The organism is Shigella sp. FC1967, from assembly GCF_001743005.1.
Classification (GTDB): Bacteria; Pseudomonadota; Gammaproteobacteria; order Enterobacterales; family Enterobacteriaceae; genus Proteus.
Genome location: NZ_MIIZ01000125.1, coordinates 1 through 287 on the forward strand (window position 1 = coordinate 1; position 287 = coordinate 287).

At 48.4% G+C, this 287-nt stretch carries 1 rRNA gene; it reads right to left on the reverse strand.

Annotation, left to right across the window (positions count from 1 at the left end):
• Positions 1-70: 70 nt before the first annotated feature.
• Positions 71-187: ribosomal RNA gene (rrf, locus tag BHE89_RS01160) — 5S ribosomal RNA — on the reverse strand.
• Positions 188-287 lie beyond the last annotated feature (100 nt).

Consider the following 287-nt stretch of genomic DNA (forward strand, 5'->3'; position numbering starts at 1 on the left):
GTGCTCTACCAACTGAGCCATATCAGCACTAGTGGCTTATTGTCACCGGCTGACACAGCCTAAATTTAATGCCTGGCAGTTCCCTACTCTCACATGGGGAGACCCCACACTACCATCGGCGCCTACAACGTTTCACTTCTGAGTTCGGCATGGGATCAGGTGGGACCGTTGCGCTATGGCCGCCAAGCAAATTCTGTTTTATTACTCGTCACTCACCCTTTAACGGTTCGTCACCAGTAATATCAATCTTAAACAAGCTTACTTCATCGTTTCGTCTCTCTGACAAA